Origin of the sequence: Bacteroides sp. HPS0048, from assembly GCF_964240755.1 — a bacterium.
GTDB classification, from domain to species: Bacteria; Bacteroidota; Bacteroidia; order Bacteroidales; family Bacteroidaceae; genus Bacteroides; species Bacteroides nordii.
Genome location: NZ_CAXSVC010000007.1, coordinates 129216 through 150037 on the forward strand (window position 1 = coordinate 129216; position 20822 = coordinate 150037).

Here is a 20822-nt window from a genome sequence, read left to right on the forward strand (position 1 = left end):
TAAAACTCGCTATTATTAAAACGCAGATGATCGCTAATTGACGCAAAGAATAAATGAATATTTGCGATAAGTTGCGTGAATCTGCGTTTACGATATTATACATTGATAGCTTTCTCAGACTTTTTGGCACACCCTCCTGTGTATAAAATACCAATTTAAAACAGCCCTGTCTCTTCTGTACCGGATAAAAAAACAGGAGCAGTACCATTTGGCTCCTACCCCTGTTCTTATTTCTTAAAAGACTTGTTGACTTATTCTTCGTCCAGCAAAATCTCCAGTATCTGGCAAGCTGCTTTCGCTACCGGTGAACCCGGGCCGAAAATAGCAGCTACACCTGCTTTATACAAGAAATCATAGTCCTGAGCAGGAATTACACCACCGGCAATCACGATAATATCTTCGCGGCCCAACTTCTTCAATTCGTCAATGATCTGCGGAATCAGTGTCTTGTGTCCGGCAGCCAATGAAGAAACGCCCACTACGTGAACATCGTTTTCAACAGCTTCGCGGGCAGCTTCAGCCGGAGTCTGGAACAACGGTCCCATATCCACATCGAAACCACAGTCGGCATAGCCGGTTGCTACTACTTTGGCACCACGGTCGTGACCGTCCTGTCCCATTTTTGCAATCATGATACGAGGTTGACGTCCCTCTTTCTTCGCAAACTTCTCGGCCAGTTCACAAGCACGCTTGAAGTCGCTGTCGTTTTTACTTTCTGATGAATACACGCCTGATATAGTTCTGATTACTGCTTTATACCGTCCTACAATCTTCTCGCATGCGTAAGAGATTTCACCCAGTGTAGCACGAACCCGGGCAGCTTCTACAGCCAGCTCCAGTAAGTTACCTTCTTTGGTTTCCACGCACTTGGTGATAGCTTCGAGGACCTTCTGTACTTCAGCTTCGTTACGTCCTTCTTTCAAACGTTTCAGGTTCTCAATCTGCTCCAGACGAACAGCCGTATTGTCAATTTCAAGAATATCAATCGGAGCTTCTTTCTCCAAACGATACTTGTTCACACCTACGATAGTCTGTGAACCGGAGTCAATACGAGCCTGTGTACGGGCAGCAGCCTCTTCAATACGCATTTTAGGAATACCGGTTTCGATTGCTTTCGCCATACCACCCAACTTCTCTACCTCTTCAATCAGTTCCCATGCCTTATGAGCAAGAGCATTGGTTAAAGATTCTACATAATAAGAGCCACCCCATGGGTCAACGTTCTTACAGATATACGTTTCTTCCTGAATATAAATCTGAGTATTACGGGCAATACGTGCGGAGAAGTCTGTCGGCAAAGCAATAGCCTCATCCAGCGCATTGGTATGTAACGACTGAGTATGTCCCAGCGCAGCAGCCATTGCCTCGATACAGGTACGCCCTACGTTGTTGAACGGGTCCTGTTCGGTCAGTGACCAACCGGAAGTCTGCGAGTGAGTACGCAATGCCAATGATTTGGGGTTCTTGGGATTGAACTGTTTTACAATCTTGGCCCACAACATACGGGCGGCACGCATCTTGGCTATTTCCATAAAATGGTTGGTTCCGATAGCCCAGAAGAAAGACAAACGAGGAGCAAAGGCATCGATATCAATGCCGGCAGCCGTACCAGCACGAAGGTATTCCAGACCATCGGCCAGTGTATAAGCCAACTCAATATCGGCTGTTGCACCTGCTTCCTGCATGTGATAACCCGAAATAGAGATAGAGTTGAACTTCGGCATCTTCTGTGAAGTATATTCAAAGATATCAGAGATAATCTTCATAGAGAATGCAGGTGGATAAATATAGGTGTTACGCACCATGAATTCCTTCAGAATATCATTCTGAATGGTTCCAGCCATCTCTTCCAACTGTGCACCTTGTTCAAGGCCGGCATTAATATAAAAAGCCAGAATCGGAAGAACCGCACCGTTCATTGTCATAGATACAGACATCTTGTTCAAAGGAATACCATCAAACAGGACTTTCATATTCTCAAGCGAGCAAATAGATACACCGGCTTTACCGACGTCACCTACTACACGTTCGTGATCGGGGTCGTAGCCGCGGTGCGTAGCAAGGTCGAATGCTACCGACAAACCTTTCTGGCCGGAAGCCAAGTTACGACGATAGAAAGCATTGGATTCTTCGGCAGTAGAGAATCCGGCATACTGACGGATTGTCCAGGGACGAAGGGTGTACATCACTGAATACGGGCCACGCAGATAAGGAGGGAGTCCGGCTGCATATTCCAGATGCTCCATACCTTCAAGGTCTTCTTTTGTATAAACAGGCTTCACACTGATGTGTTCCGGAGTCTTCCAGTTACTTTCGATTCCGTTAGCCTTTTGCCACTCTGCACCGTTAGCGGGCTGAAATGCGGCATATATATCTAAGTTCTTAAAATCTTTTCTCATCTTTTTCTTTAGTTTTTTAGTTTTCAAGATCATTAGTTCTTAAGTTCCAGGTACGGGACTCGCAAACTCACAAACTTAAAAACTTATCAGCTTAAAAACTTGTCAACTCAATAACTTCGCGTTAAACTCTTTTAGTGTATCGAGTACGTTGACACGCACATGAATGAAGTTTTCAATACCTGCGGCTTTCAATTCGTCCATGCAGGCAGGAGCACCGGCCACAATGAACATCGCACGGCCATTCACTGCCTTGAAGGCAGGGATAGCATATTCTGCATATTCATCGTCACTGGAACAAAGTACTACAATATCAGCCTTAGCAGCCATTGCAGCCTCTACACCAGCTTCTACAGATTCAAATCCTAAGTTATCAATCACCTCATATCCGGCACAAGCCAGGAAGTTACATGAATATTGTGCACGTGCCTGCCGCATAGCCAAGTTACCAATGGTCAACATGAATGCTTTAGGACGTTTACCGGAAGCCTCCGTTTCAAGACGCAATGCCTCAAACTCACTGGCAGCACGGTCAAAGTTCAGTGTAGTCACCTCTTTTTCACAGGCATCGTGTCCGCCACAGCAACATTTTGCTTCTATCGGTTTCTTTTCACCTGCTTTTTCGTTGAAGTTCGGGAACTGATTGGTACCCAACAGAATTTCACGACGCTGTGCTACAGCTTTGTGGCGGGCTTTATTACTCTCATTCACGGCAGCCTGTACCGTACCGGCTTTGAGAGCAGCATAGAATCCACCTTCTTCTTCTACAGCCAGGAAAAGTTCCCATGCTTGTTTGGCAATGGATACTGTCAGATTTTCGATATAATAAGAACCTGCAGCCGGGTCAACCACTTTATCGAAGTGAGACTCTTCTTTCAGCAACAATTGCTGATTACGGGCCATACGCTCAGAGAATTCATCCGGAGTCTCATAAGTTTTGTCAAACGGGACAACCGTCATTGAATCTACACCTGCCAAAGCAGCACTCATCGCCTCTGTCTGTGTACGCAACAAGTTCACATGAGCATCAAACAAAGTGAGGTTGAAAGTAGAAGTTTCGGCATGTACCCTCATCTTGGCAGCGCAACGACATTCGCCGTTTGCTCCTTTATTATCGCAATCGCGCAGACATTCGGGATTATAGGAAGCTACAATATTGGCCCATAGCATACGGGCAGCACGGAATTTAGCTATTTCAAGAAAGTAATTAGAACTAATGCCGAAGTTAAATTTAATCTTCTTCGCTACTATAGCAGCAGGTACTCCGGCCTCAGTGAGCTGACTCATATATTCATTACCCCAAGCGAGTGCATATCCTAATTCCTGAGAGATATAAGCACCTGCATTATTCAGCGAAAGTGCATTTACATTGAGTACACGATAGAAAGGTAATGGTTGAATGGCTTCAATCAGGGCTTTCGCCGTCTGAACCATGTCCCCTTTCTCCTTACCTTTAGAGAGCATTTTGTTGAAGTAGTCAAAGTTGATAGATCCCTGCAACTTCTTCAAATCATAATCTTTCTTTTGGAAATAAGCTACCAGAAGATTGGCCAGTTCTACCACATGACCCTGACAGGTAGAGAAGTTGAGTTCAACACATTCTGCGCAAATATCGTTCAATAAAGTCTCAATATAAGCTGCATTAAGTTCTTTTGCTTTTACATGGAAAGAGAGAGAGTCGATACCCTTATTCAATATATCAAGTGCCTTGGTATTTGCTTCTTGGGGGGATTCTACTTTGATTTCCTGACGAACCAACCATTCGTTACTGTCTTTTTTCGTTCCTCTCAGATAAGGAAATTCTCCGGGAAGTGCATCGGTTGTTTTCAATCCTTCAAGGTCTTCCATACGATAGAAAGGTTTTACCTTGAATCCTTCGTTTGTCTTCCAAACGAGTTTCTTCTCAAAATCAGCACCTTTAAGGTCTGCTGTGACTTTCTCCATCCACTTTTCGGTGGGCACAGGAGAAAAATCTGAGAAGAGCTTTTCTTTACTGTCTGCCATAGTTTATTGTAAGTTTAAAACAAGATTAATATTATCTTTATCTTAATGAATCTTTCTAAGTGCTGCCAATAGTCTCACAAAGATAGACAAATACTTCTAATGCAATACTTTTTTTAGGGAAAATTCGCACAGCCGGATAGCAAGGTGTCATCAACAAATAAAAGAGAGAATTTGTTTGATTACCTGCTTTGTTATGACTAATTTTGCGGCAATTTTAATAAAAAACTACTATGGATTGGATACAAAGTCTATTATGGGATCCCAGCTCCGTAGCACACATCGTCTTTCTTTATGCCTTTGTGATAGCTGCCGGAGTACTCTTAGGGAAGATTAAAATCTTCGGAGTTTCATTGGGAGTTACCTTTGTTTTGTTCACCGGTATCCTGATGGGACACTTTGGATTTACCGGCGACATACACATTCTGCATTTCATCCGCGAGTTCGGATTGATATTGTTCGTGTTCTGTATCGGCTTACAGGTGGGGCCCAGTTTCTTCTCTTCATTCAAAAAAGGAGGAATGACACTCAATCTGCTGGCTGTAGGTATTGTGGTATTGAATATAGCTGTGGCGTTGACTATCTATTTCATTGCCAACGGCCGTATTGAATTGCCGATGATGGTGGGTATCTTATATGGTGCCGTAACGAATACACCGGGACTCGGTGCTGCACAGGAAGCATTGACACAACTCAACTACAACGGGCCTCAGATAGCCTTGGGATATGCATGTGCTTATCCGTTGGGGGTAGTTGGCATCATTGGTTCCATCATTGCCATTCGTTACCTTTTCCGTATCAACCTTGCGAAAGAGGAAGAAGAACTCAAGAATCAGGATGCCGAACATATGAAACACAAGCCTCATCTGATGAGCCTTGAGGTACGTAATGAATCGATTGACGGCAAAAGGCTGATTCAGGTAAAGGATTTTCTCGGACGCCCTTTTGTCTGTTCACGCATCCGGCACGAAGGGCACGTCAGTATTCCCAATCATGAAACCGAATTCCATATGGGTGACCAGGTCTTTATTGTTTGTTCTGAAGAAGACACAGAGGCCATCATTGCTTTCATCGGAAAAGAGGTACAGGTGGACTGGGAAAAGCAAGACATGCCGATGGTATCACGCCGTATCCTGATCACTAAATCTGATATTAACGGTAAAAAATTGGGAGATATGCATTTCCGAAGTATGTTCGGAGTGAACATTACCCGCGTCAACCGTTCGGGTATGGACTTGTTTGCCGACCCGCACCTTACTTTACAGGTAGGTGACCGCGTCATGGTAGTAGGCCAGCAGGATGCTGTAGAGCGTGTGGCAAGTGTACTTGGTAACTCATTGAAGCGCCTGGACCATCCGAATATCGTGACTATCTTCGTAGGTATTTTCTTAGGTATCCTCCTAGGTAGTCTGCCGATTGCTTTCCCGGGCATGCCAACACCGGTAAAACTTGGTTTGGCAGGTGGTCCGTTGGTGGTGGCTATTCTGATCGGCCGCTTTGGATACAAACTTCATTTGGTTACTTATACAACAATGAGTGCCAACCTGATGCTACGTGAGATAGGTATTGTATTATTCCTGGCTAGTGTGGGTATCGAAGCGGGAGCAAACTTCGTACACACGGTGGTAGAAGGAGACGGTTTATTGTATGTGGGTTATGGCTTCCTTATTACCGTTATTCCATTGCTGATTATCGGGGCAATTGCACGTCTATATTATAAGGTGAATTATTTCACACTAATGGGGCTTATTGCCGGTAGTAACACCGACCCTCCCGCATTGGCTTATTCCAATCAGGCTTCAAATAATGATGCACCTGCCGTGGGATACTCTACTGTCTATCCGCTGACTATGTTTCTGCGCATTCTGGCGGGGCAAATGATATTGCTGCTGATGATGTAATTATTTAATTGACAGTGGACAGTTGACAATTGACAGTTACTATGCAGCATGATAGCGCAGCTAACTGTCAACTGTCAATTGTCAACTGTCAATTCGACTACAGTTTCAGTTTTCTGGCAACGAACTCTTCTATAAACCTGACGGTTTCTTCAATACCTAACACAGAAGAATCAATGCAGAGATGATAGGTTGCTGCTGCTCCCCAGGTTTTATAGCTATAATAGTTATAATATTCCGAACGCTTCTTGTCCGCCTTCTCCATCATTCCTTCAGCATCCTCTTCACTGATGCCATGTATGCTTCGAAGCCGGGCGATACGGTCTTCTTTCGAGGCAGATATAAAGATATTAACACAACGGGGATGTTCACGCAAGATATAATCGGCACAACGTCCGACGAATAGACAGGATTTGGTTGCCGCTAAATTGCGGATAACATCACTCTGAATTTTAAAGAGTGCATCATTGCTCAGACAATTGGTACAGGGCATAGCCCCGTCACTTATAAAGGGAAAGCGCATCCCAAACAATCCACCTATAATGCCTTGCGAAGCCTTCTCATCGGCTTTCTCGAAGAACTCCCTACAAAGTCCACTCTCTTCTGAAGCGAGATTAATCAACTCCTTATCATAAAAGTCGATTCCTAACCGGGCTGCCAGCCTCTCGCCTATATCTTTTCCGCCACTACCCAACTGACGACCGATATTAATAACATAATTACCACTCATAGTACATTTGTATATTGGTTCTGAAGCAAACATACGGAATATTTCTGAAAAGAAGAAAAATAATGTGCTAATTATTCAATGTGCCAATATGCCAATTGGCTGCGTTGTGGCGGAGCATTACTTAGTGCATAAGTGATCCGAAATGAATCAGTTCACCACAGAGGACACGGAGGGCACAGAGATATTATTTTCTCTGATAAAACGCGGATAATCACAGAATTCTAAGACCTGCGCAAATATTTGTGCAGGTCTTAGAATTCTGTGTTTCAATAAAGATTTAAACTCTGTGCCCTCTGCGACCTCTGTGGTGAAATACCATACAGAAATGAACTATAATTTACCACATCTTGGTTTTCACTATCGATTCGGATTATTTATTACAAAATGGTAACTTTTCTCTCCATTTCTTGCCATACCTTTGCAGCATGAAAAAGAAAGAGAATATAGAAATGAAGGACAGTATCGACTTTGGGAGTATGGATATCTCTAAGTTGTTCCGTAAGTTATTAATACCAACAGTATTAGGGATGGTTTTCTCCGCTGTATTTGTAATAACAGATGGGATCTTTGTTGGCAAAGGCGTAGGAAGCGACGCACTGGCAGCTGTCAATATTACTGCCCCTCTGTTTATGATTACGACCGGAGTAGGGTTAATGTTTGGGGTGGGAGCTTCTGTAGTTGCATCCATCCACTTATCGCACGGTAAACGTAAAGTAGCAGGTATTAATATCACACAGGCACTTGTGTTTTCATCCTTGCTGATACTTATCTTATCGGCACTTTGTTGTTATTTTGTAGAACCGGTAGGCAGATTATTAGGAAGCTCGGAGCGACTGTTACCCTTAGTAGTAGAGTATATGAACTGGTATGTCCCGTTCCTCACCTTCTATCTGTTGCTCAATGCAGGTATGTTCTTTGTACGCCTGAATGGAGCGCCCAACTATGCCATGTGGTGTAATGCCATTGCGGCAATTAGCAATATTGTACTAGATTACGTCTTTATCTTCGTCTTTGGATGGGGATTGATGGGGGCGGCATTTGCCACAAGTTTGGGAACAATGATTGGAGGATTGATGGTACTTATCTATCTGTTGCGTTTCTCGCGAACCTTCAGGCTTTATCCTATTAAGTTGAGCCGGAAAAGCAGGCAACTGACTTTCCGCAACATCGGCTATATGGTAAAGTTAGGTTCTTCGGCATTCGTCAGTGAGGCCTCGATAGCCTGTATGATGTTTCTGGGCAATTATGTATTCATCCGTCATCTGGGCGAAGACGGAGTAGCAGCCTTCAGTATCGTTTGCTATTTCTTCCCCATTATATTTATGGTGTACAATGCTATTGCACAATCGGCACAACCCATTATGAGTTACAACTTCGGAGCAGGCAGCAGCAAGCGGGTACAACAGACCTTCCGCCTCTCTATAAAGACCGCTCTCTTTTGCGGCATCTGCTTTTTTATAGTAACCGTTTTGTGCAACCGCAACATTGTGTCGTTATTTATCGACCGCAGCTATGGTGCTTATGACATCGCTGTAGCGGGAATACCATACTTCGCTATCGGATACCTCTTTTTTGCCTTCAACATTGTGGGCATTGGTTATTACCAAAGCATCGAACGGGCACACAGGGCTACGATTATCACCCTGCTGCGTGGTGTGGTATTTATGCTCATCGGCTTCTTAGCATTGCCTCATTTCTTTGGGGTACCGGGCATTTGGCTGGCCGTTCCGTTGGCCGAACTATTGACTTTTCTCTATATTGTAGCAATTTATCTGAAAGATCGTTTCTTGTCCCACCGGGGAAATGTATCTTTGCAGCATGGAAACGTTTGAAGAGAAATTCCGGAACAGATATCAACTGTCTGAAGCAGATATATCAGCATTGCTGAGCCACATGGAAGAGGTACGGTTTAAAAAGAGAGAGGTGATTGTTCAGGAAGGAACAAAGAATACAAATCTCTATCTTATAAAAGAAGGTATCTGGCGGGGGCATTATCTAAAGGATGGCGTAGACACCAGCATTTGGTTTGCCTCGAAAGGCGAAGCGGCTTTCTCTGTATGGGGATATGTGGACAACTCTTATTCACAAATAAGCATAGAGGCGATGTCTGACAGCATCGCCTATTGCATTTCAAAAGCTGTATTAAACGAGTTGTATTCTACTTCTATCGGTCTGGCCAACCTGGGCAGACGGCTCATGGAGCACCAACTGCTGACTACGGAAAACTGGCTGATCAGTGCCGGCAGCCCAAGGGCCAAAGAGCGGTACCTGACACTCATAAAAGAAACGCCGGAATTGTTGCTGCATGTACCGTTGAAGTACATTGCATCGTATCTATGGATCACACCACAATCATTGAGCCGAATAAGGGCGGGGATAGGAAAGGGGAAATAAGAACCTCTTTATTAAAGCTGTTCTATCTCTTCTCTTGTTAAGCCGGATATTTGGGTAATGGTTTCGACGGGTAAATTGAGCGCTTTCATATTACGCGCAATAGCTCTTTTCTCTTCCTGACGTCCTTCTTGCCGTCCTTCCTGTAAGCCTTTCTCTCTTCCTTCCTGTAAGCCTTTCTCTCTTCCTTCCTGCAAGCCTTCTTCTCTTCCTTCCTGCAAACCCTCAAGTTTAGCGGTTCCCAACACATCATTTTGTATCATGATTGCGTCGATATGCCTGTCATAGGCTTGTCTGTCGGCTGGTTCCATATTATAATAGATCAGTTTCTTTCGTGCCTCTTCCAATCCCGGTGCTTTGGTGTCGGGACGGATACTGCCGGTTTTGAGATACTCTATCCACTCTTCCAGCGGAGTGACAGCTACTTTATTGAACTCATTGACACGGATAAGGAAATACTCCGGGAATATTTCGGCCGGTAGTTTACGCACAATGGCTCCTTTCTCTTTAGTGGTCACTTGCAGAAAGTCTCCGGTATGTACGCCTACAAAAGCGTTCTGACCATGATAGAGATAGTCATTACCCTGGCCTATGTCAAAATAGAGAATACTGATAGAGTATACTTTTTTGACGTCGGAGTAGATACTGCCCAGCTCAATGTGTTCGGTTATGGCTTTCGCCACTCCATATAGGATGCGTTCCAAGTAGTAGAGTTCACGAGTGTTTTGTATCTCAACAATGATAATCTCATCCTTACTGTTGCGGGCTTTGATGTCTACCCGGTTGAATTTATCTTCTTCACTTTGCTGGTTGCTTTCGCTTTCAAGTATCTCCAGAATATGAATATCCTCGCCCAATAGTACGGTAAGAAACCCTTCGAGCACGCCAAAATTGGCTTTGTTCCTGAGTAAGCGCTTCGCTGCCCAGTCAAATCGGATGTATCTGTCTTTCTGTCCCATAATGATCCTTCTTTTCACTTTCTACAAAGATACGCAATAATCGGAAAGAATGCAGAAGAAGAGAAGAAAAAAGAGACGAACGGAGTTTTTCAACGTTTCTATCCAAGGCTCATCTTTCTGAATTGACGGAACTGCCACCAAAGCATAACACCCGAAACAAGGCTCGCTGCCAGATCGGATACCGGCATACTTACCCATACGCCTGTCTGCCCATAGTATTGCGGGAGAATAAGCAAACAGGGAATGAGGAATAACATCTGCCGGGTGAGTGACAAGAAAATAGCTTTGCTTGCCATACCGATGCTCTGAAAGAAATTGGATGCAACCATCTGGAACCCCACAATAGGGAAGAACATCACGACAATGCGGTACCCTTCTGCCGCAAGCTGTATAAGCTCGGCGTCAGAAGTAAAGATGGAGGCAAGCAGATCGGGGATAAACATGCCAAGCAGAAAACCGGTAGTAGTAACAATAGTCGCTCCTATAATAGTCAGTTTCAGTACGCGGGTGACACGCGGATATTGCCGGGCACCAAAATTATAACCGGCAATGGGCTGCATCCCCTGGTTCAATCCTAACACAATCATTACAAAGACAAATACCAGCCGGTTGACGATGCCAAAGGCTCCGATAGCAAGGTCACCCCCATGACGTTTCAGCCCCTGATTGATAAGAATCACAATAAAACAGGAGGCGAGATTCATCAGGAAGGGAGACATGCCGATGGCAAGAGAATCGAATACAATCTTGCGCCTCAGACGGAAAATGCCCCGGTGGAAATGCAGCAATTCGTCCTTATTGCTAAATAACCTGAACTGCCACAACAACGCAATGACTTGTGCTACAATCGTAGCAATGGCAGCTCCGCGAATCCCCCAGTCGAAAACGAAGATAAATACCGGATCGAGTATGGTATTAATGACTACCGTAGCAATGGTGGCGTACATCGCTTTCTGAGGATGCCCCGCAGAACGAAGCACCGCGTTCAAGCCCAGATAAAGATGGGTAATGACGTTGCCCAGCAGAATCACCTCCATATAATCACGGGCATACCCGATAGTAGCCTCACTCCCTCCGAAGAAGTAAAGGATGGGATCGAGAAACAGTAAAGTAAGAACAGTAAATGCTAAACCGATTATGATATTCAACACCAGCACATTGCCAAGAACCCGTTGGGCAGTGTCATAATCTTTCTGCCCGAGTTTCACAGAAATCAGCGTGGCAGCCCCTACCCCTACCAACGAACCAAAAGCGGCCGCAAGATTCATCAACGGAAAAGTCAGCGCAAGACCGGAAATCGCCATACGTCCCACTCCATGCCCGATGAAGATACTGTCTACCATGTTATAAAGAGAAGATGCAGTCATTGCAACAATAGCCGGGATGGCATACTGCATCAAAAGTTTTCCAATCTTTTCAGTACCCAACGCTGTGGGTGCCTTTTGTCCTGTTGTCATACCTGTTTCTTATATTCAGGGTGCAAAAGTAGTGTTTTTCAAAGAGGTGTACAAACGGAAGTTCACTTTTTGAAACTACGTAAAAGAGGTTATGTCTGTTTCAGTCTCACCCCGGACAATTCGTCCATTTAACACTTGTCACAAGAAAACACAAAACACTATCTTTATAACACAAATATCCCTTATTGACTAACAACACCCGAATACAAAATAGTACAACCAGAGGATTAGCATGAATAGCACACGCAAGAATATGCAAATTATCGCACAATAAAAGAATATACATACAACATTTCTGCATATAAAGCCTCCTTTTACTACCGGCAAAACTTCTGTTCCCCACCGGGGAAGGCTCCGTTCCTCACCGAGGAACACCTCGTTCCTCACCGGGGAACAACTTCTTCCTCACCGAGGAGCAATCGAAAGAGCAAAAAAAGAACTTTCTGACGCCTTTTTCGCCTATCCGACACAACGAAAAGAGGCACTCATCTCTGTCATAATGAAAGAAATAGCGGAGAAACGCCGCACAATAGCCCTACTTTTCCATTCACAAAGAGACAAACACACCATCATGCATCAGATAACAAGCAAAATGAATACTCCCAATCACCCTACAATCGAAAAAACAGCACCCACCCTCCGGCACGCCACAACCAGCGTCTTCCTGCCCCAGTTTATATACATTTTGTCAATTTGACAATCTATAATCACCGGTTTCACCTCCTTCCATCCCTCCCTCCTACTCCCCTTCGGGCAAATTAGCAGCCGGTTCATGCCGTAATATTAAAAATGTTTCGTATTTTTGCCACCAAATATTGAGTTAATACGTAACGAAATGAACCTATTAGAACTAAGTGAACAGGAAATCATCCGACGCAACAGTCTGAATGAGCTTCGTGCGATGGGCATTGAGCCTTATCCCGCAGCAGAGTATGTAACCAATGCTTTCTCTACCGATATAAAACAGGAATTCAAAGACGAAGACGAACCCCGCATGGTATCCATAGCCGGACGTATGATGAGTCGCCGCGTTATGGGCAAAGCATCTTTCATTGAATTGCAGGATTCCAAAGGACGTATACAGGTGTACATCACCCGTGACGACCTCTGCCCGGGAGAAGATAAAGAGATGTACAACAGCGTATTCAAACGCCTGCTCGACTTAGGTGACTTTATCGGAATCGAAGGTTTTGTATTTCGTACACAGATGGGCGAAATCAGTATCCATGCCAAAAAGCTGACTGTACTGGCCAAGTCTATCAAACCGTTACCTATTGTAAAATACAAAGATGGTGTGGCGTACGACTCTTTTGAAGATCCCGAACTGCGCTATCGCCAACGCTATGTAGACTTGATTGTGAACGAGGGTGTAAAAGAAACATTCCTGAAGCGTGCTACCATTATCAGAACGATGCGTGCCATACTGGATGAAGCCGGATATACCGAAGTAGAAACTCCGACTTTGCAATCCATCCCCGGTGGAGCGAGTGCCCGTCCCTTCATCACTCACCATAATTCTCTGGACATGGACCTTTACCTGCGTATCGCTACCGAACTTTATCTGAAGCGACTGATCGTAGGCGGATTTGAAGGTGTGTATGAAATCGGGAAAAACTTCCGTAACGAAGGGATGGACAAAAACCATAATCCTGAGTTCACCTGCATAGAACTGTACGTACAATATAAAGATTACAACTGGATGATGAGTTTCACCGAAAACTTACTGGAGCGTATTTGCATTGCAGTAAACGGAAGCCCCGAAACCACCATCGATGGCAAAACAATCAGCTTCAAAGCTCCGTATCGCCGTCTGCCCATCCTGGATGCGATCAAAGAAAAAACCGGATACGACCTCAACGAAAAGAGCGAAGACGAAATCCGCCAGATATGCAAGGAACTGAACATGGAAATCGACGATACAATGGGTAAAGGCAAGTTGATAGACGAAATCTTCGGCGAATTCTGCGAAGGAACGTTTATCCAGCCCACTTTCATCACCGACTATCCGGTAGAAATGAGCCCGTTGACCAAAATGCACCGCAGCAAACCAGGACTGACCGAACGCTTCGAACTTATGGTAAACGGCAAGGAACTGGCCAATGCATACAGCGAGCTGAATGACCCGATTGATCAGGAAGAACGCTTCAAAGACCAACTACAACTAAGCGAAAAAGGCGACGACGAGGCTATGTTCATCGATCAGGACTTCCTCAAAGCTCTGCAATATGGTATGCCGCCGACATCGGGTATCGGCATCGGCATCGACCGCCTGACTATGCTGATGACCGGCAAACCTTTCATTCAGGAAGTGTTGTTCTTCCCACAGATGCGCCCGGAAAAGGTCATCAAAAAAGATCCGGATTCCAAATATACCGAATTAGGCATCCCTCAAGACTGGATAGCAGTTATCCAAAAAGCCGGATACAACTTGGTAGAAGAGATGAAAGAGGTGAATCCGCAGAAGTTGCATCAAGACATTTGCGGCATCAATAAGAAATATAAATTGGAATTGACCAATCCTTCCGTGAACGATGTCACCGAATGGATACAGAAACTTAATTAAAAATGAGAAATTAGAAATTAAACAGGGAGGGGCCTCTCTCGCCTCCTCCCTTTAATTTTTAATCTTCAATCTTTAATTTCTACAATATGAAACTACCCGGTAAGATAGCGATAATGGGCGGCGGAAGCTGGGCCACAGCCATAGCCAAGATGTTCCTCGCACAAGAGGACTCTATCAATTGGTATATGCGCCGTGACGATCGTATAGCCGACTTTAAACGACTTGGACACAATCCGGCTTACCTCACTGGTGTGAAGTTTGACATGAAACGCATTAATTTCAGTTCAAACATCAATGACATCGTGAAGGAATCGGACACACTCGTCTTCGTCACCCCCTCCCCTTATTTGAAGACTCATCTCAAAAAGCTGAAAACGCGTATAAGAGACAAGTTCATTATTACCGCTATCAAAGGAATTGTACCCGACAACAATCTCATCGTATCGGAATACTTCACGAAAGAATACGGCGTTCCTCCCGAGAACATAGCAGTGTTGGCAGGCCCCTGCCACGCCGAGGAAGTAGCCTTGGAACGTCTTTCCTATCTGACCATTGCCTGTCCGGACACGGATAAAGCCCGGATCTTCGCCCGCAGACTGGGAAGTAATTTTATAAAGACTTCCATTAGCGACGATGTATCAGGTATCGAATACAGCTCTGTACTAAAGAACGTATATGCCATCGCCGCCGGCATCTGCAGCGGATTAAAATACGGCGATAACTTCCAGGCTGTGCTTATCTCCAATGCCATACAGGAAATGAGACGTTTTCTCGACACCGTACATCCATTGAACAGAAACGTAGACGAATCTGTTTATTTAGGGGATTTGTTGGTAACGGGATACTCTAATTTTAGCCGTAATCGTACGTTTGGTACCATGATCGGCAAAGGATATTCGGTGAAGAGCGCACAGATAGAGATGGAGATGATAGCAGAAGGATATTACGGTACGAAATGTATCAAAGAGATCAATAAACACCACCATGTGAATATGCCGATACTCGATGCAGTCTACAACATTCTGTACGAACGTATATCACCAATGATCGAGATCAAGTTGCTGACAGATTCATTTAGGTGAAAAGAAGTAGCTTAGTAGTAAGTAGTCAAGTAGTTAAGTAGTAAGTAGAAGATAGTACTTGCTACTTGTTGGTAAGTAAAACCATCTCCTACTTACTACTTGACTACTTACTACTAAATCACTACTAAAAGAATATTTAAAACATATACATTATGATTAGTTTGAACATTGAAAAGACTTTGGGATTTATCTCTAAAGAAAAGGTTTCTGCCTACGAAGCTCAGGTAAAAGCCGCACAAGAAACACTAGAAAACGGTACCGGTAAAGGAAATGATTTTCTAGGATGGCTGCACTTGCCTTCTTCTATCAGCCCGGAACATCTGGCCGATCTGAAAGCTACTGCACAGGTATTGCGTGAAAATTGCGAAGTAGTGATCGTAGCCGGTATTGGTGGCAGCTACCTCGGAGCCCGCGCAGTTATCGAAGCATTGTCAAACAGCTTCACATGGTTACAGGACAAGAAAACCGCACCGGTTATCATCTACGCCGGACACAATATCGGCGAAGACTATCTGTATGAACTTACCGAATTCCTGAAAGACAAAAAATTCGGTGTCATCAATATCTCCAAATCAGGTACCACTACTGAAACTGCCCTTGCTTTCCGCCTTTTGAAAAAACAGTGCGAAGACCAGCGTGGCAAAGAGGTGGCAAAGAAAGTGATTGTAGCTGTTACAGATGCCCAGAAAGGTGCAGCACGCATCACTGCCGACAAAGAAGGATACAAATCATTTATCATCCCCGACAACGTAGGCGGACGTTTCTCCGTACTGACTCCGGTAGGTCTGCTACCTATCGCAGTGGCCGGATTTGACATTGAAAAACTGGTAGCTGGTGCTGCCGATATGGAAAAGGCTTGTGCGCTGAACGTACCCTTTGCAGAGAATCCTGCTGCCCTCTACGCTGCTACCCGCAACGAACTGTATAAGAATGGCAAAAAGATCGAAATACTCGTAAACTTCAACCCCAAATTGCACTACATTGGCGAATGGTGGAAACAGCTTTACGGAGAGTCAGAAGGAAAAGAAAACAAAGGTATCTTCCCGGCTGCCGTAGATTTCTCTACCGACCTTCACTCTATGGGACAATGGATTCAGGAAGGCGAACGTACCATCTTTGAAACCGTTATCTCTGTAGATAAAGTAAACCACAAACTGGAAGTACCTTCGGACGAAGCTAACCTGGACGGATTGAACTTCCTGGCAGGCAAACGCGTAGACGAAGTGAACAAAATGGCCGAACTTGGTACTCAATTGGCTCACGTAGACGGTGGTGTACCCAATATGCGCATTGTTCTTCCCGAACTAAGCGAATATAACATCGGCGGACTGTTCTACTTCTTTGAAAAAGCTTGTGGTATCAGCGGTTACTTGCTGGGCGTAAACCCATTCAATCAACCAGGTGTAGAAGCATACAAAAAGAACATGTTTGCTCTGTTGAACAAACCGGGATACGAAGAAGAATCAAAAGCGATACAAGCAAAGCTATAAATAAAAGTATATAAATAGAAAGGGCGGAACTTTAAAAATTCCGCCCTTCTGATTTATATACGGTTCGAATATTACTTCTTCGTTTCCGTTTTCAATTCTATCTTTTCCTGGGCACTTTCACATTCAGCCTTCGAAGACAAGTAAAAAGCCAATATAGCATCCGCATCGGCCACTGTCTTTACACATACCTCTACCTTCAGTTCGGTATATTGTATCCCATCTTTAAACGTAATAACGCCATTCTCCGGCTTCGACAAATCCGATTCGGAAGAAACACCACCCGGCAAATCAAACCCTTTTATACCAAGCTGTTCTGCTGCTTCCTTCACTATAAACGTATTCAGATCCTCACCATTTCCATCCAGTCTCAATGAAACAGTCATTTCATCGCCGACTTTCAAAGAAGGCATGGAAGCCATATCTTTACTATAATCTTTAGTATCATCTCCAATGAAAAACCCCGTTATTTCAATAACAGGACTCTCTGCCGAGCCAGAACACGAAACTAACAGCGGTAGTAATAATGATACAAGAAGTAGCTTTTTCATGTTATGTAGTTCTCTTGATTATGCCACAAAAATACATAATATATCCGAATATGCAAAAAAAGCGTAACTTTGTAGCACAAAAATCAATAGGTATCAAAGATATGTCTCAGAAAGAAATACACTTGAAAGCCGTACTATTCGATATGGACGGCGTTCTGTTTAATTCCATGCCCTATCATGCAGAAGCTTGGCATAAAGTAATGCAGGCCCACGGACTCAATCTCAGTCGCGAAGAAGCCTATCTGCATGAAGGTCGTACCGGAGCCGGAACAATCAACATTGTCAGCCAGCGTCAATTGGGCCGGGAAGCCACTCCGGACGAAATAGAAAACATTTATCACGAAAAAAGTGAAGAGTTCAACAAATTCCCCGAACCCGAACCGATGCCGGGAGCCTGGGAGTTATTGCAAAAAATAAAAGAAGCCGGATTAGTTCCTATGGTAGTTACCGGTTCTGGCCAGCGATCACTACTGGACCGTCTCGAGCACAATTTCCCCAACACATTTCACCCGGAATTGATGGTGACAGCTTTCGACGTAAAACACGGCAAACCACATCCTGAGCCCTACCTGATGGCTCTCGAAAAAGGTGGTTTCAATGTCAACGAAGCAATAGTCATAGAAAATGCTCCACTCGGCGTACAGGCAGGGATAGCAGCCGGTATCTTCACAATAGCAGTCAATACAGGCCCGCTGGATAACAAAGTATTACTGGATGCCGGCGCAAATGCTCTGTATCCTTCCATGCAAGCTCTTTGTGATGGATGGACCACCTTTACCAACAGCTTACAAGGAAATAAAGAAGCAGATAAAAAGCGCAAATGAACTGTAGAACAATAGTAGAACATTTGCTTTATAGATAAAAATAAAAGGCTGTGCTCATTAAAAAAGCACAGCCTCAAAGTAGCTCCGAAGGGAATCAAACCCTTATCTTAGGTACCGGAAACCTACATTCTATTCGTTGAACTACAGAGCCGGGTTACATTTGCGACGACAAAAATAGATAAAAACTTCTTATCTTCCTAATCTTTCAGACATTTTTTCATTCTTCTTTCTATTCCCGCCTCCGAAAATGTGTTATTTTGAAACCGACATCAAGGAAATCTTTATCATATTGACATTCTTTTAGACGAAAAGCAATACATATTATAGATATTATTCCTATCTTTGTCGACAATTAACATATAATAAACCTATGAGTTATCTTATAAAACCTCAAAATTACAAACCTCTTCTTGACCTGAAGCAGACGGAACTTGGTATCAAACAGATAAAAGAGTTCTTTCAGATGAATCTATCGTCAGAACTGCGCTTGCGTCGTGTCACCGCTCCCCTCTTCGTACTCAAAGGGATGGGAATCAACGATGACCTGAACGGGGTAGAACGCCCTGTATCCTTCCCTATCAAGGATCTGGAAGACGCACAGGCCGAAGTTGTACACTCACTTGCCAAATGGAAAAGGTTAACACTTGCCGACTATCATATTGAACCCGGATATGGTATCTATACAGATATGAACGCCATACGTTCAGATGAAGAATTAGGCAACCTGCACTCATTATATGTAGATCAATGGGACTGGGAACGCGTCATGACAGCAGAAGAACGTAACGTAGAATTTCTCAAGGAAATCGTAAATCGCATATACGCCGCAATGATTCGCACCGAATATATGGTATACGAAATGTATCCGCAAATAAAACCTTGCCTACCGCAAAAGTTACACTTCATTCATGCAGAAGAACTCCGCCAGCTATATCCCACTCTGGAACCTAAATGCCGTGAGCATGCTATCTGCCAGAAGTATGGTGCTGTATTTATCATAGGTATCGGTTGCAAACTTGGTGACGGAAAAAAGCATGACGGACGTGCACCCGACTATGACGATTATACCACAAAAGGGCTCAATGACTTACCGGGATTAAATGGGGATCTTATGTTATGGGATGATGTTTTACAGCGTTCTATAGAATTGTCCTCCATGGGTATCCGCGTTGACAAAGAGGCTTTGTTACGCCAGGTAAAAGAAGAAAAACAAGAGCAACGCCTCGAACTCTATTTCCATAAACGTCTGTTGGACGACACTTTGCCTCTGTCTATCGGTGGTGGTATCGGCCAATCACGCCTGTGCATGTTCTACCTCCGCAAAGCTCATATCGGAGAAATCCAAGCAAGTATCTGGCCCGAAGACATGAGAAAAGAATGTGAAGCATTTGACATACACCTTATATAAAAGTATCTCATACTATGAATGTACAAATAGAAGAAAGCTGGAAAGTTCACCTCCAACCCGAATTTGAAAAAGACTATTTCCGTACACTGACAGAATTCGTGAAAAGTGAATACAGTCAATACGCCATCTATCCTCCGGGAAAGTTGATTTTTAATGCTTTTAATCTCTGTCCGTTCGACAAAGTAAAAGTAGTCATTATCGGACAAGATCCTTATCACGGTCCCGGACAGGCACATGGCCTTTGTTTCTCTGTGAACGACGGAGTACCCTTCCCGCCATCATTGATCAATATATTTAAAGAGATAAAAGCAGATATCGGTACCGATGCTCCAACTACCGGCAATCTAACACGATGGGCCGAACAAGGAGTTCTGCTACTCAATGCCACCCTGACCGTACGTGCCCACCAAGCCGGTTCACATCAACGTCGTGGCTGGGAAGAATTTACAGATGCCGCTATTCGTGTATTAGCCGAAGAGCGGGAACATCTCGTTTTTATTCTTTGGGGAGGCTATGCACAACGCAAAGGGGCGTTCATTGACCGTAATAAACACCTTGTACTCAGCTCAGCACATCCCTCACCCCTATCTGCCTACAATGGTTTCTTCGGAAACAAGCATTTCAGTAGAGCTAATGAATACTTAAAGACATACGGAGAAACAGAAATCGTTTGGTGACGACTTAGTCCAAAATTATAAGTTGAGAGTTGAAAATTGCCATACAGCATAATAGTACAGCAATCTTCAACTCTCAATTTTTACTTTCCTAAGAACCATAACTTCAGTTATCAATCCGTCAACTGATATACCCTCTCTTTTTCCATCTCTTTTCTCCAATCAGACCACACAGAACGAGCAATAATGCATAAATATGCACCCAAACACTATCGCTTTAGACTATTTAACACTACACTATCACACAAAAGATAGCTTTACCGATGCTTTAGAACATATTATAAAGATGTTTTAGTAACCATTTGTTATTATTACAATGTTTCTTCATAAACAAAATTGTTAGTTTCATATTTATTAATATATTTGCATTCAGAAATGGCATAATATACAAAATTAAACCT

15 protein-coding genes and 1 tRNA gene are annotated in these 20822 nt (G+C 43.9%); 9 read left to right on the top strand and 7 right to left on the bottom strand.

Annotated features, from left to right (window positions below; translation table 11 throughout):
- Window positions 1-251: 251 nt before the first annotated feature.
- The gene (gene scpA, locus ACESQI_RS07995) at window positions 252-2399 is read right to left on the bottom strand and encodes a methylmalonyl-CoA mutase (protein ID WP_373125714.1); all 2148 of its coding nucleotides are present in this window, start codon (window positions 2397-2399) and stop codon (window positions 252-254) included.
- A 102-nt stretch (window positions 2400-2501) separates the two neighbouring features.
- Window positions 2502-4400, bottom strand: a complete 1899-nt coding sequence (gene mutA / locus ACESQI_RS08000) for a methylmalonyl-CoA mutase small subunit (RefSeq protein WP_373125716.1) — start codon at window positions 4398-4400, stop codon at window positions 2502-2504.
- 230 nt (window positions 4401-4630) lie between these two features.
- On the opposite strand from mutA, the gene ACESQI_RS08005 reads away from it, so the two are divergent.
- A complete protein-coding gene (locus ACESQI_RS08005) occupies window positions 4631-6298 on the top strand; it encodes a putative transporter (RefSeq protein WP_195450024.1) in 1668 nt (555 codons plus the stop codon).
- A gap of 97 nt (window positions 6299-6395) precedes the next feature.
- Here the strand turns inward: ACESQI_RS08005 and ACESQI_RS08010 are convergent, their stop codons facing one another.
- Window positions 6396-7058 (bottom strand): AAA family ATPase, encoded by a 663-nt coding sequence (locus ACESQI_RS08010; protein WP_195349757.1) that lies wholly within the window; start codon window positions 7056-7058, stop codon window positions 6396-6398.
- 416 nt (window positions 7059-7474) lie between these two features.
- Between ACESQI_RS08010 and ACESQI_RS08015 the strand changes: the two genes are divergently transcribed.
- A complete protein-coding gene (locus tag ACESQI_RS08015; protein ID WP_373125767.1) occupies window positions 7475-8857 on the top strand; it encodes an MATE family efflux transporter in 1383 nt (460 codons plus the stop codon).
- Window positions 8844-9419, top strand: coding sequence for a Crp/Fnr family transcriptional regulator (locus ACESQI_RS08020; RefSeq protein WP_373125718.1), 576 nt, complete (start codon window positions 8844-8846; stop codon window positions 9417-9419). Before ACESQI_RS08015 ends, ACESQI_RS08020 begins: the two co-directional genes overlap by 14 nt.
- Window positions 9420-9430: 11 nt before the next feature.
- Here the strand turns inward: ACESQI_RS08020 and ACESQI_RS08025 are convergent, their stop codons facing one another.
- Together ACESQI_RS08025 and ACESQI_RS08030 are read right to left on the bottom strand one after the other, a co-directional pair.
- The gene (locus ACESQI_RS08025; RefSeq protein WP_373125719.1) at window positions 9431-10375 is read right to left on the bottom strand and encodes an Rpn family recombination-promoting nuclease/putative transposase; all 945 of its coding nucleotides are present in this window, start codon (window positions 10373-10375) and stop codon (window positions 9431-9433) included.
- A gap of 98 nt (window positions 10376-10473) precedes the next feature.
- A complete protein-coding gene (locus ACESQI_RS08030; RefSeq protein WP_195660235.1) occupies window positions 10474-11832 on the bottom strand; it encodes an MATE family efflux transporter in 1359 nt (452 codons plus the stop codon).
- Between the two features lie 835 nt (window positions 11833-12667).
- Between ACESQI_RS08030 and lysS the strand changes: the two genes are divergently transcribed.
- From lysS to ACESQI_RS08045, 3 genes are all read left to right on the top strand, one after another.
- Window positions 12668-14395 carry a lysine--tRNA ligase gene (gene lysS / locus ACESQI_RS08035; protein ID WP_195450025.1) on the top strand — a complete coding sequence of 576 codons (1728 nt, stop codon included), beginning with the start codon at window positions 12668-12670 and terminating at the stop codon, window positions 14393-14395.
- Between the two features lie 86 nt (window positions 14396-14481).
- Window positions 14482-15477 carry an NAD(P)H-dependent glycerol-3-phosphate dehydrogenase gene (locus tag ACESQI_RS08040; RefSeq protein WP_195450026.1) on the top strand — a complete coding sequence of 332 codons (996 nt, stop codon included), beginning with the start codon at window positions 14482-14484 and terminating at the stop codon, window positions 15475-15477.
- A 152-nt stretch (window positions 15478-15629) separates the two neighbouring features.
- Window positions 15630-16967 carry a glucose-6-phosphate isomerase gene (locus ACESQI_RS08045; protein WP_007486983.1) on the top strand — a complete coding sequence of 446 codons (1338 nt, stop codon included), beginning with the start codon at window positions 15630-15632 and terminating at the stop codon, window positions 16965-16967.
- 71 nt (window positions 16968-17038) lie between these two features.
- Here the strand turns inward: ACESQI_RS08045 and ACESQI_RS08050 are convergent, their stop codons facing one another.
- Window positions 17039-17515: a DUF5035 family protein gene (locus ACESQI_RS08050; protein WP_025866719.1), complete on the bottom strand. Its 477-nt coding sequence runs from the start codon at window positions 17513-17515 to the stop codon at window positions 17039-17041.
- 101 nt (window positions 17516-17616) lie between these two features.
- On the opposite strand from ACESQI_RS08050, the gene ACESQI_RS08055 reads away from it, so the two are divergent.
- Entirely contained in the window at window positions 17617-18339 is a 723-nt protein-coding gene (locus tag ACESQI_RS08055) for an HAD family hydrolase (RefSeq protein WP_044166771.1), read from the top strand.
- 79 nt (window positions 18340-18418) lie between these two features.
- Here ACESQI_RS08055 and ACESQI_RS08060 read toward each other — a convergent pair.
- A tRNA-Arg gene (locus ACESQI_RS08060) sits at window positions 18419-18490 on the bottom strand.
- Window positions 18491-18709: 219 nt separating this feature from the next.
- On the opposite strand from ACESQI_RS08060, the gene asnA reads away from it, so the two are divergent.
- Complete coding sequence (gene asnA, locus ACESQI_RS08065) at window positions 18710-19747, top strand: aspartate--ammonia ligase (RefSeq protein ID WP_007486978.1); 1038 nt, start codon at window positions 18710-18712, stop codon at window positions 19745-19747.
- Window positions 19748-19761: 14 nt separating this feature from the next.
- Window positions 19762-20424 (top strand): uracil-DNA glycosylase, encoded by a 663-nt coding sequence (locus tag ACESQI_RS08070; RefSeq protein WP_007486975.1) that lies wholly within the window; start codon window positions 19762-19764, stop codon window positions 20422-20424.
- The last annotated feature ends 398 nt before the right edge of the window (window positions 20425-20822 follow it).

Coding starts and splice junctions, on each gene's coding strand:
- asnA (WP_007486978.1), top strand. CDS start 18,710: ATGAGTTATCTTATAAAACCTCAAAATTACAAACCTCTTCTTGACCTG.
- ACESQI_RS08040 (WP_195450026.1), top strand. CDS start 14,482: ATGAAACTACCCGGTAAGATAGCGATAATGGGCGGCGGAAGCTGGGCC.
- ACESQI_RS08015 (WP_373125767.1), top strand. CDS start 7,475: ATGAAGGACAGTATCGACTTTGGGAGTATGGATATCTCTAAGTTGTTC.
- ACESQI_RS08020 (WP_373125718.1), top strand. CDS start 8,844: ATGGAAACGTTTGAAGAGAAATTCCGGAACAGATATCAACTGTCTGAA.
- ACESQI_RS08055 (WP_044166771.1), top strand. CDS start 17,617: ATGTCTCAGAAAGAAATACACTTGAAAGCCGTACTATTCGATATGGAC.
- ACESQI_RS08025 (WP_373125719.1), bottom strand. CDS start 10,375: ATGGGACAGAAAGACAGATACATCCGATTTGACTGGGCAGCGAAGCGC.
- ACESQI_RS08010 (WP_195349757.1), bottom strand. CDS start 7,058: ATGTTTGCTTCAGAACCAATATACAAATGTACTATGAGTGGTAATTAT.
- ACESQI_RS08070 (WP_007486975.1), top strand. CDS start 19,762: ATGAATGTACAAATAGAAGAAAGCTGGAAAGTTCACCTCCAACCCGAA.
- ACESQI_RS08005 (WP_195450024.1), top strand. CDS start 4,631: ATGGATTGGATACAAAGTCTATTATGGGATCCCAGCTCCGTAGCACAC.
- ACESQI_RS08045 (WP_007486983.1), top strand. CDS start 15,630: ATGATTAGTTTGAACATTGAAAAGACTTTGGGATTTATCTCTAAAGAA.
- ACESQI_RS08050 (WP_025866719.1), bottom strand. CDS start 17,515: ATGAAAAAGCTACTTCTTGTATCATTATTACTACCGCTGTTAGTTTCG.
- ACESQI_RS08030 (WP_195660235.1), bottom strand. CDS start 11,832: ATGACAACAGGACAAAAGGCACCCACAGCGTTGGGTACTGAAAAGATT.
- lysS (WP_195450025.1), top strand. CDS start 12,668: ATGAACCTATTAGAACTAAGTGAACAGGAAATCATCCGACGCAACAGT.
- scpA (WP_373125714.1), bottom strand. CDS start 2,399: ATGAGAAAAGATTTTAAGAACTTAGATATATATGCCGCATTTCAGCCC.
- mutA (WP_373125716.1), bottom strand. CDS start 4,400: ATGGCAGACAGTAAAGAAAAGCTCTTCTCAGATTTTTCTCCTGTGCCC.